Origin of the sequence: Amycolatopsis thermalba (assembly GCF_003385215.1) — a bacterium.
Taxonomy (GTDB): Bacteria; Actinomycetota; Actinomycetes; order Mycobacteriales; family Pseudonocardiaceae; genus Amycolatopsis_E; species Amycolatopsis_E thermalba.
The window spans coordinates 1-10,707 of sequence record NZ_PQHW01000165.1; the positions used below are offsets into that span (position 1 = coordinate 1).

At 73.3% G+C, this 10,707-nt stretch carries 8 protein-coding genes; 3 read left to right on the top strand and 5 right to left on the bottom strand.

The annotated features are described in order from the left end of the window. Nucleotides 1-943 (bottom strand): DUF6542 domain-containing protein (locus D0D15_RS34375; RefSeq protein ID WP_115945051.1); only part of this gene is annotated, 943 nt, incomplete at its 3' end. A 157-nt stretch (nucleotides 944-1,100) separates the two neighbouring features. Continuing rightward, nucleotides 1,101-2,018, bottom strand: a complete 918-nt coding sequence (rmuC, locus tag D0D15_RS34380; protein WP_094004716.1) for a DNA recombination protein RmuC — start codon at nucleotides 2,016-2,018, stop codon at nucleotides 1,101-1,103. Between the two features lie 164 nt (nucleotides 2,019-2,182). Here rmuC and D0D15_RS34385 point away from each other — a divergent pair, with 164 nt between their 5' ends. Both D0D15_RS34385 and D0D15_RS34390 read left to right on the top strand, forming a co-directional pair. After that, nucleotides 2,183-3,334 (top strand): exonuclease SbcCD subunit D, encoded by a 1,152-nt coding sequence (locus D0D15_RS34385; RefSeq protein WP_162830727.1) that lies wholly within the window; start codon nucleotides 2,183-2,185, stop codon nucleotides 3,332-3,334. Then, nucleotides 3,331-6,294 carry an AAA family ATPase gene (locus tag D0D15_RS34390; RefSeq protein ID WP_094004718.1) on the top strand — a complete coding sequence of 988 codons (2,964 nt, stop codon included), beginning with the start codon at nucleotides 3,331-3,333 and terminating at the stop codon, nucleotides 6,292-6,294. The genes D0D15_RS34385 and D0D15_RS34390 overlap by 4 nt, the downstream gene beginning before the upstream one ends. Before the next feature lie 4 nt (nucleotides 6,295-6,298). Here the strand turns inward: D0D15_RS34390 and D0D15_RS34395 are convergent, their stop codons facing one another. After that, complete coding sequence (locus tag D0D15_RS34395; protein ID WP_094004719.1) at nucleotides 6,299-6,808, bottom strand: methylated-DNA--[protein]-cysteine S-methyltransferase; 510 nt, start codon at nucleotides 6,806-6,808, stop codon at nucleotides 6,299-6,301. A gap of 20 nt (nucleotides 6,809-6,828) precedes the next feature. Continuing rightward, nucleotides 6,829-8,331 carry an AlkA N-terminal domain-containing protein gene (locus tag D0D15_RS34400; RefSeq protein ID WP_115945052.1) on the bottom strand — a complete coding sequence of 501 codons (1,503 nt, stop codon included), beginning with the start codon at nucleotides 8,329-8,331 and terminating at the stop codon, nucleotides 6,829-6,831. A 339-nt stretch (nucleotides 8,332-8,670) separates the two neighbouring features. On the opposite strand from D0D15_RS34400, the gene ychF reads away from it, so the two are divergent. Beyond that, nucleotides 8,671-9,753, top strand: coding sequence for a redox-regulated ATPase YchF (ychF, locus tag D0D15_RS34405; RefSeq protein ID WP_094004721.1), 1,083 nt, complete (start codon nucleotides 8,671-8,673; stop codon nucleotides 9,751-9,753). Nucleotides 9,754-10,240: 487 nt separating this feature from the next. Here the strand turns inward: ychF and D0D15_RS34410 are convergent, their stop codons facing one another. Next, nucleotides 10,241-10,585: a VldE C-terminal domain-containing protein gene (locus tag D0D15_RS34410; RefSeq protein ID WP_094004769.1), complete on the bottom strand. Its 345-nt coding sequence runs from the start codon at nucleotides 10,583-10,585 to the stop codon at nucleotides 10,241-10,243. Nucleotides 10,586-10,707: the final 122 nt, after the last annotated feature.

Here is a 10,707-nt window from a genome sequence, read left to right on the forward strand (position 1 = left end):
CGCCGGTGCGTGGCTCCCCGGCGCGGCGCTCGGCGTCCTCCGGCGGTACGGCGCGCTGCCGCGGGCGGCGCCCCGGAGGCGGGGTCTTCGCGCCCCGGGCAGCGGCGTCACGGCGCGGGTCGTCCTCCGCCGGGCGGCGCGCACCGCCGTCCGCGCCCCGACGCCCACGTCGCGGCGCCTCATCCGCGGCGCGGCGCGCATCGTCCTCGGGCGGGCGGCGTCCAGGGCGCCGACCAGCCACACCACGCGCCGCCGCGACCGCACCCGCGGCACGGCCCTGCCCCGCAGGGCGGTCCGCACCAGAGCCGGAGCCCGCACCGGAGCCAGAACCGGCACCAGAACCAGAGCCCGCACCGGAGCCGGGACGCCCGTCGGCCGGGCGGCGGCCACGCGGCGCGTCACCCCGCGCGGCACCGCCACGTCCCGCACCGCCGGGACGCTTCGGGTCCGTGGGCCGCTTGTCGCTCGCCTTCGGCGCCGCGTCCGGGTTGCGTTCGCGGTAGATCCGGACGATGCCCAGCACCAGCGTGCAGCCGGTCGTGATCGCCATGGTCGGGAACCCGTTGATCAGCGGTGTGCCGACGGCCAGCGCGCGCGTCAGCATGTCGCTGTTGTCCGGCAGCCCGGAGACCAGCAGCACCACCCCGGGCACGGTGATCCCCAGGACCAGCGGGGGCTGCACCATCGGCCCGAACAGGCTGCGCCGCTGCACCCCCGCCACAGCGCCCACCGCGCCGACGAAGTACGCGCCCTTGAACAGCCAGCCGAGCGTGTTCTGCGTCTGCATGTCGATGACCGCACCGATCACCGCCAGCCCGAACGCGAGGAGCACGGCACCCCACCACGGCAAGCCGCGGCGTTCCCCGACGATGGGACGCTGATCCCACGGCACCGGGATGTCGTCGGCGTCGGAATCGCTCCGGCGATCGGGAATGGCGGTCACGAGGCAACACCGTAACCTGTAGCCGGCCCCAACGGCTCCCCATCCCGCGGAGGTTGCGGTTCAGACCACTGGATCGGCCCACCCGGCACCCGCCTTGATCAGCGGTTTCGGCCGCCCCGGCCGTGTTGGCAACGTGCCGGCAACGTGAAGTTTTCCCCTAGCTCGCGGCCATCTCGTCCCCCCTCCGGATGGTGGCCACCTCGGTCGGGCTCGCCGCCGCGTCCGACAGCGGCGCCACGGCCGCCCGGAACCCCTCGAGCGCGTCCAGCTCCCGCCGCCGCGCCGACAGGAACCGCTGCAGGTGGGTACTGCTGAGGTTGAGCGCCTCGATCGCGTTGCCCGCCGCCCGGTGCGCCGCCGCCGCGCCGGCCCGCACCCGCTCGATGTCCTCCACCACCGCCCGGTCGCTCGCGGCGAACAGCGCGGCCGACGCCACCACCGCGAACCCGGTCGGTCCGCACAGGAACACCCGCCGGTCGAGCATCCACCGCAGTAGTTCGGGATCGGTGTCCAGCGCCGCCACCACGGCCGCGTCGGACGGCACGAACATCACCGTGCCGTAGATCGCGTCGGCCCAGCGCTGGTACCCCTTGCCCGCCAGCTCCGCCGCCCGGGACCGGAGGTTCCGGACGTGCACCCGCAACGCGTCCATCCGCTCGTCGGGATCGTCGGTCTCGACCGCTTCCGCCCAGCACGCCAGGCTCGCCTTCGCGTCGACCGGCACGCTCCGGTCACCGCCCACCCGCAGCACCATGTCCGGTTTGGCCGATCCGCCACCGCCCAGGTCCGTCTGCAGTGTGTAGTGCAGCCCCTCGCGCAACCCCAGCGCCCGCGCGGTCTCCGCCAGTACCTGCTCGCCCAGCTCGCCGCGGCCGCTGATCGAGGCGAAGGCCACTTCGTACCGGCGCAACGCCGCCTGCTGCTGATCCACGCGTGACCGCTCGGCCTCGACCTGGCGAGCCGCCGCGTCCGCGCGGCGCATGCTGTCGCTGTAGAGCCGCCACAGCAGGACGACCGCCACGACCAGGACCAAAGCGATCGCGACGGCTGCCGTGCTGATCACGGTGGAGGCCACTGCCGCCCTCCTTTCTTGATCGTCGAGAACGTGACCGCATCATGACGGAGGGCACCGACAAAAACGGGGCCCGCCCGCTCGAATCCACTCCGAACACACGTTCGGGTGAAGCATCGCGGGGTGTCTGCGGGATTCTGTCGGACCCCCCTCGTAACTTGGGCGGCGTGAGACTCCTGCACACCTCCGACTGGCACGTCGGACGCACCTTCCACGGCCTGGACCTGCTCGCCGAGCAGGACGCCGTGCTCGCGCACCTCGCGGACCTGGTAGCCGCCGAGGGGGTGGACGTCGTCCTCGTGTCGGGCGACATCTACGACCGCGCCGTGCCGTCCGCCGAGGCGGTGCAGGTCGCCAACCGCGCCCTGAGCCGCCTGCGGCACGCCGGTGCGCACATCGTCCTCACGTCCGGCAACCACGACTCGGCGCCGCGGCTGGGAGCGTTCGGTGAGTTCGCCGCCGCCGGCGGTCTGCACCTGCGCACGACGATCGACCGCATCGCCGACCCGGTCCTGCTCGACGACGACCACGGTCCGGTCGCGATCTACGGAATCCCTTACCTGGAGCCGGAACCGGCGCGGCACGCGCTCGGCGTGACGGGGGCGCGGGGCCACACGGGCGTGCTCACCGAGGCGATGCGGCGCATCCGGGCCGACCTGGCGGAGCGTGCACCGGGAACCCGTTCGGTCGTGCTCGCGCACGCGTTCGTCACCGGTGGCGCGCCGACGGAATCGGAGCGGTCCATTGCGGTCGGTGGCGTGGAACAGGTCCCCGGCGCGGTGTTCGACGGCGCCGACTACGTCGCGTTGGGACACTTGCACGGCCCGCAGACGCTCGCCGAGCACCTGCGGTACTCGGGCAGCCCGGTCGCCTACTCGTTCTCCGAGGCGCAGCAACGGAAATCGGTGTGGCTGGTCGACCTCGACGCGTCCGGCCTGGCCGAGGTGCGTCGCCACGAGCTGCCGGTGCCGCGCCGGCTCGCCAAGCTCACCGGCCGCCTCGCTGACCTGCTGGCCGATCCGGCGCACGACGAGCTGGCCGAGTGTTATCTGTCGGTCACGCTCACCGACGACGTCCGCCCGGTCGACGCGATGCGGTTGCTGCGGGAGCGTTTCCCCCACGCCGTGCATCTGGAGTGGCAGCCGGAGAACGGGAAGACGTCCTCGGCGTTGCGGTACGCCGCGGCGGTGCGCGGGCGGTCGGACGAGGAGATCGCCCGTGGTTTCCTCGACGACTGCCGGGGCGCTCCGCCGAACGAGCGTGAGGCCGCGCTGCTGCGGACGGCCCTGGAGAAGGCGGACAGGGAGGACGCGGCATGAGACTGCACCGGCTGGAGGTGGCGGCTTTCGGTCCGTACCGGACCAGGCAGGTCGTCGACTTCGACGCGCTCGGCGCCGACGGGCTATTCCTCCTGCACGGCGATACCGGCGCGGGCAAGACCACGCTGCTGGACGCGGTGGCGTTCGCGCTCTTCGGCACCGTGCCCGGCGCGCGCGGGCAGGTCAAACGGTTGCGCTGCGATCTGGCGGATCCGGAGGACCCGACCGAGGTCGTGCTCGAACTGACCGTCCAGGGTCAGCGTCTGCGGTTGTCGCGCAGCCCGGAGTACCAGCGCCCGAAGCGGCGTGGCGAAGGAACGACCACACAGCAGGCGAAGGCGGTGCTCAGGTGGGTCGGTCCGCCGCCCGCGGGCCAGCCTCCCGAGGGTCTGACCCGGATCGACGAGGTCGGCCGCACGGTCCAGCGTCTGCTGGGGATGAGCGCGGAACAGTTCTTCCAGGTCGTGTTGCTGCCGCAGGGGGAGTTCGCCAGGTTCCTGCGTGCCGACACCGACGAGCGGGAGAAGCTGCTGGAGCGGCTCTTCGGCACCAAGCGGTTCGCCGACGTCGAGGCGTGGTTCCGGGAACGGCGCGCGGACCGGCGGCGCGAACTCGATCAGCAGCGCCTGGAATTGCGGGAGTGGACGGCGCGGTTCGCGCAGGTGGCCGGGGAGGACGTGCCCGAGGAGGACATCGCGGGCTGGGTCGCGCGCACCGGCGAGCGCATCAGGTCCACCGTGGAACAGGCCCAGGACGACGAAAAGCGGGCGCGCGCGGCGCGGGAATCCGCTGACGAGCTGCTGGCCGAGCGGCTCGCCGCGGCCGAACGCGTGCGCCGGGTGCGGGACGCGCACCAGCGGCTCGCGGCGCTGGCCGAGCAGGAGGAGGAACGGAACCGCTGGGCCCGTGAACTCGAGGCCGCCAGGCGGGCGGCGGCCGTGATCGGTGTCGCGGCTCAGGCGGACCGGTGCGCGGCCCAGCTGGACGAGGCCCGCGTGGCCGAGGAACGCCGGGCGCAGGCGCTCGCGGCAACGGGTTTCGCGGACGCGCGGGTGGGCACCGCGGACCTGCGCAAGCTGTCCGGGAAGCTGCGCGAGGAGGCCGGTGCGCTCGCCGGGCTGGTGGACGAGGCCGCGCAGCAGGTCCGCGACCAGCGGGACATCGAGCGGTTCGCCGAGGCCGCGACCGAGGCGCGCGCCCGGGTCGAGGTGCTCGGGGAGAAGCTGGCCGGCATCCCGGAGCGGGCACGGGACCTGCGGGAGCGGCTGGACACCGCGATCGACGCCGAGGCGAAGCTCGGTGAGGTCCGCAAGCGCGAGTCCGAACTGGTCGCCGCGGTGCGGGACGCGGAGCGCCTGCCCGCGGCCGAGCGCGCGTTGACGGACGCCGAAGAGCTGGCCCGGCAGGCGATCGACCAGCACCAGGAGGCGCGTGAGCGGTTCCTCGAGCTGCGCCGGTGGCGGCTGGACGGGATGGCGGCCGAGCTGGCCGCCCGGCTGACGTCCGGATCGCCGTGCCCGGTGTGTGGTTCGTGTGATCACCCGGCCCCGGCCATGGCCGCGCCCGAAGCGGTCTCGCCCGAGCAGGAGCAGGCGGCCGAGGAGGCGGAGAGCCGGGCGGAGCGGCGGCGCAAGGCCGCGGAGGCGGCCAAGCACGAGGCCGAAACCAAGCTCGCGGCGCTGCGCGAACGTCTGCGGGGGCGGGACGGGGCCCAGCTGAACGAGGAACTCTCGGTGCTGCGCAAGGAGATCGCGGGTCTGGACGCGTTGGCGAAGCAGCGGGTGCCGCTCGCGAAACAGGTGCAGGCCACCGAAACCGAGCAACGGGAACTGGAGAAGGAGCGGTCGGCCGCGCTGCAGGCGGCGACGGCTGCCGAGACCCAGCGGCAGACGTTGTCCGATCGCGTCGCCGAACGCGCACGGCGGCTGGAGGAGGCGCGGGGCGAGCACGCGGACGTCGCCGCCCGCCGCGCGCACCTGACGGGGATCGTGCGCGCGCTGGACGCCCTGGCCGAGGCGCGGTCCGCGGCCGCGAGTGCCGCCGAGCAGCTCGAACGTCAGCGCGCCGAGGTGCGGGACGCCCTGTGGCGGGCCGGTTTCGAGACCGTGGACGAGATGCGGGCCGCCGCCCGGGACGAGGCGACGGTCCGGGAGCTGGAAAAGCACCTGGCCGATGCCAGTGCGGCCGAAGCGGCGGCACGGGCGACGCTGAACGAGCCCGAACTGTTCGGGGTCGGGCCGGACGACGAGGTGGACGTCGAGTCGGCGAGGGCGAAGGCCCAGGCAGCGCGGGAACGGGCCGAGGCGGCGGTCGCCGTCCTCCGGTCGGCGACCGCGCAAGCGGATGCGCTGGGCACGCTGGCCGAGCGGTTGGCGGCCGCGACGGAGCGGCTGCGGCCGCTGGAGGAGGAGTTCGCGGAGCTCGACGCGCTGACCGACGTGGTCAACGGGCGCGGGCAGAACGCGCGGAAGATGTCGCTGCGGTCGTACGTCCTGGCGGCCCGGCTGGAAGAGGTGGCCATCGCCGCGACAGCGCGGTTGCAGACGATGAGCCAGGGCCGCTACTCGTTCGTGCACTCCGATGCGGCCGGATCGCACGGCACGAGGGGCGGCCTGGGACTGGACGTGCTGGACGACTTCTCCGGCACCGTCCGGCCGGCGAAGACCCTGTCCGGCGGGGAGTCGTTCCTCGCGTCACTCGCGCTGGCGCTCGGGCTGGCCGACGTGGTCGCGGCGGAGACCGGTGGCTCGCTGCTGGACACGCTGTTCGTCGATGAGGGTTTCGGCACGCTCGATGCCGAAACCCTCGACGTGGTGATGAACATCCTCGACGACCTGCGAGCCGGAGGCCGGGTGGTCGGCCTGGTGTCCCATGTGGAGGAGCTGCGGCAGCGGATCCCGACCCGGTTGCGGGTGCGCAAGTCCCGCACCGGGTCGAGTCTGGAGCTGCAGATGGCGTGAATCTTCAGGAGCGGTACGGGGTTTCGTGGTCGAGCAGCCAGCGCTTGACGTCGACGCCCCAGCGGAAGCCGCCCAGTGCGCCGCCGATGCGGAGCACCCGGTGGCAGGGCACGAACAGCGCCGCCGCGTTGCGGGCGCACGCCGAGGCCGCGGCGCGGATGGCGGCGGGACGGCCGGCGAGAGCGGCGTACTCGCTGTAGGTGACCGGTTTGCCGGCGGGCACCGTGCGCAGCACGTCCCACGCGTGCTGCAGGAACTCGCCGGAGCGCTGGCGTACGGGAATGTCGTCGATCGCGTCCAGCTCGCCCTCGTGGTAGCGGCGGACCGCGGTGCTGACCGCGCCGAGGTCGTGTTTCTCGCGGAGGTCGGACGGACGCAGGGAGGGGGAGATCTGGGGAGTCAGTTCGGCCAGCTCGGCGGTCCAGCCGGAGGCCAGGACGGCGCCGTCGCTCGCGACGATGGCGGTGAACGGGCCGACCGGGGTGTCGGTTGTGGACCAGTGGGCGATGCTCATGTCGGTTCTCCTTACGGGGTTCAGGCCTGGCTCGAGCGCCACAGGTACATGCCGGCGTAGGACCGCCACGGTCGCCAGGCCTGTGCGCGTTCGGTGAGGGCGGGGATGTCGTCGGCGATGCCGAGTGCGGCGGCGCCCTTGCGGAGCACGAGGTCGCCGGTGAGGAGCACGTCGGGTGCGCCGAGGACGCGCATCAGCACGTAGTCGGCGGTCCACGGTCCGATGCCGGTGAGTGCGAGCAGTTCGTCCCGCAGCTCGCCGGGGTCGCGTCCGACGTGTACGTCGACCTCGCCGGAGGCGAGTGCGGCGGCGGCGCCGAGGATGGCGTCGATGCGGCGCTGCGGCCCGCGGAGCACCTCGTGGCCCCGCTCGGCCACGGCTTCGGCGGTGGGAAACAGCAGGAGGTCGTCCTGCCACGGGACCGGATCACCGAGCGCGGCGGTGAGCCGGGCCGCGTCGGTGCGCGCGGCGGCGACCGAGACCTGCTGTCCGAGCATGGCGCGCAGCACCAGCTCGCCGCCGTCGGCCGCGCCGGGGACCCGGATGCCCGGGGTCGCGGCGACCGCTGGGGCCAGCGCCGGGTCGGCGCCGAGCACGCGGGCGACGGCATCCGGGTCGGCGTCCAGGTCCAGCAGGCGCCGGGCGCGGGTGACCGCGGCGCCGAGGTCGCGGACGTCGGCGAGCCGCAGGTCGCAGCGCACGTGCCCGTCCTGCGGCGTCAGGGTCACCGACGCGGCGCCGTGCGGGAGCCGCAGCGTGCGGGTGTAGCTGTGGTCATCGGCCGACTCGACCCCGGGCACCGCCCGGGCGGCGAAGAAGCCGAGGATCCCGGCGGCGTCGAACGGCGGGCGGAACGGCAGCCGCAGGGACAGCCGGGTCCCGGCGGTACCCGTTTCCGGTTCGGCGGCGCCGGCGCGGCGGCGAGCTGCGCGGGCGGCCGTGCGCAGCTGGGACGGTGTGCGGGCGAAGACCTCGCGGATGGTGTCGTTGAACTGCCGGACGCTGGCGAAGCCGGCCGCGAACGCGACGTCGGCCAGCGGCAGCTCGGACAGCTCGATGAGCAGCCGCGCCGAGTGCGCCCGGTGCGCGCGGGCCAGGGCCAGCGGCCCGGCGCCGAGTTCGGTGGTCAGGACCCGGCCGAGCTGGCGTTCCGAGTAGCCGAGCCGGCGGGCCAGGCCGGGCACGCCCTCACGCTCGACGACGCCGTCCGCGATCAGCCGCATGGCCCGGGCGGCCAGGTCGGCGCGCACGTTCCACTCGGGCGAACCGGGCACGGCGTCGGGCAGGCAGCGGCGGCAGGCGCGGAACCCGGCGGCCTGGGCGGCGGCCGCGGTCGGGTAGAACCGCACGTTCTCCTGCCGTGGGGTGAGCGCCGGGCAGGACGGCCGGCAGTAGATGCCGGTCGTGCGCACGGCCGTGATGAACTGGCCGTCGAAGCGGGCGTCGCGCGAGGCGACGGCGCGGTAGCAGCGCTCGGGGTCGCGCCAGAGCGCCTGCTCGGCCGGTGCGGCGATGGCTGTCATGGGTTCGATCCTGCCAGCAGGTCAGCCACTCGACTGGCGGAAATCCGACATGGCCGTGAACGGACCGCCGGGCCGGGTGGCGACGCACCGCAGGCTGAATGGCGAGCGCTGCCGGGCGGGGTGGTGAACGGGCTGCCGGGCCGGGTGGTGGACCGGCAGCAGGGCTGGGTGGCGAATGGGTGCCGGGCGGGCGGTGGACGGCCGCCGGGCCGCGTCCGAAGGTGCTGCCGGGGGGAGTGGCGAAGGTGCTGCCGGGGGGAGTGGCGAAGGTGCTGCCGGGCGAGGTGGGCGAACGGCTGCCGGGCCGGGTGGCGGGCTCGCCCCGTAGACTTCGGAGCCGTGAGTCTGACCCTCGGTATCGTCGGCCTGCCCAACGTCGGCAAGTCGACCCTGTTCAACGCGCTGACCCGCAACGACGTGCTCGCCGCGAACTACCCGTTCGCCACCATCGAGCCCAACGTCGGCGTCGTGCCGCTGCCCGACGAGCGGCTGGACAAGCTCGCCGAGATGTTCGGCTCCGCCCGTACCGTGCCGGCCACGGTGTCCTTTGTGGACATCGCGGGGATCGTGAAGGGCGCTTCCGAGGGCGCCGGCCTGGGCAACAAGTTCCTGGCGAACATCCGCGAGGCCAACGCGATCTGCCAGGTCATCCGGGTGTTCGACGACCCGGACGTGGTGCACGTCGACGGTCGCGTCGACCCGTCGTCGGACATCGAGACGATCAACACCGAGCTGATCCTCGCCGACCTGCAGACGCTGGAAAAGGCGCTGCCGCGGCTGGAGAAGGAAGCCCGGACCAAGAAGGAGAACCGGCCCGCGCTGGAGGCCGCGCAGAAGGCGAAGGACATCCTCGACAGCGGGCGCACGTTGTTCTCCGCGCAGCAGGAGGTCGACACCGCGCTGCTGCGTGAGCTGAGCCTGCTCACCCTGAAGCCGTTCCTGTACGTCTTCAACGCCGACGAGGGCGTGCTGACCGACCAGGCGAAGCGCGAGGAGCTGACGAAGCTGGTCGCGCCGGCGGACGCCGTGTTCCTGGACGCGAAGGTCGAGGCCGAGCTGCTCGAACTCGACGACGAGGAGTCCGTGCGCGAGCTGCTGGAGTCGGTCGGCCAGACCGAGCCCGGCCTGCACGCGCTGGCCCGCGCCGGGTTCCACACGCTGGGCCTGCAGACCTACCTGACGGCGGGCCCGAAGGAGTCGCGGGCGTGGACGATCCCGCAGGGCGCGACCGCGCCCCAGGCGGCGGGCGTCATCCACACCGACTTCGAGCGCGGGTTCATCAAGGCCGAGGTCGTGTCCTACGAGGACCTGATGGAGGCCGGCTCGATGGCCGCCGCGCGCTCCGCGGGCAAGGTCCGGATGGAAGGCAAGGACTACATCATGGCCGACGGCGACGTGGTGGAGTTCCGCTTCAACGTCTGATGCGGGCGTGTTTCCCTGGTGGCCAGGGGATAGCCGGCAGCCGGGCGGAGGTGTCGAGCGGGACAGCGGCGCCGGACCTGGTCCACGCTTCGAATCTCGGGGCGAAGAGGTGTCCGAGGTCGTGCCGTCAAGGGTGCTTCAGCGCAGGGACGGCCGGAGTCGGGCTGTGGCTCGTGCGCCCGTGGCCCCCGGAAAGACGGAAACGCCCAGGCCGGGGGCTGCCTGGGCGTTTCCGGGAACCACGCGGGCCACGTGCACCGGACCGAGGCGGTCGTCACGGGACCGACCGCGGCCAGCAGGGTCACGTGCACCGGACCGAGGCGGTGGTCACGGGACCGACCGCGGCCAGCAGGGTCACGTGCACCGGACCGAGGCGGTGGTCACGGGACCGACCGCAGCCAGCAGGGTCACGTGCACCCGACCGAAGCGAAACCGGCCGTGCTCAGCCAGCGTCACGTGCACCGGACCGTCACGAAACCGGCCGTGCTCAGCAGGTCACGTTCACCGAGCCGCTCGACTTGAAGGACACGTGCACGTGGTCGTAGTGGTTGGCCGTGGCGCCGCCGCGGTCTTCCATTGTTGACCAGCCGCTGCCGTCGTTGTAGCGCTGCCGCCAGATCACGTACTTGACGTTGAACTCGGACTGGTTGGCCAGCAGGTAGTCGGCGATGGCGTTGCCCGTGGACGTGTCCACCATGAAGTCCAGGGCCAGCCCGCTCGGGTGGTCGCTGGTTCCGGCCCGGCCCGCGCGGCCTCCGATGTCGTCCACGCCGAACTTCGCCGCGATGTGGTTGCCCACCTTCGCCACGTGGGGCAGCGTGCCCTCCAGCACCGACGAGCAGGCGTTCGCCGCCTTGGTCGTCGTCTTCGGGGTCGTCTTCGTGGACTTCGGCGTCGGCTTCGTAGTCGTCGGCGGCGAACGCCTGCTCGTCGGTGCTGGAGGGCACGCTGCCC

Excerpts from the sequence above, each read along its gene's own strand:
- D0D15_RS34395 (WP_094004719.1), bottom strand. The coding sequence starts at position 6,808 with ATGAGCATCGCCCACTGGTCCACAACCGACACCCCGGTCGGCCCGTTC.
- D0D15_RS34390 (WP_094004718.1), top strand. The coding sequence starts at position 3,331 with ATGAGACTGCACCGGCTGGAGGTGGCGGCTTTCGGTCCGTACCGGACC.
- D0D15_RS34400 (WP_115945052.1), bottom strand. The coding sequence starts at position 8,331 with ATGACAGCCATCGCCGCACCGGCCGAGCAGGCGCTCTGGCGCGACCCC.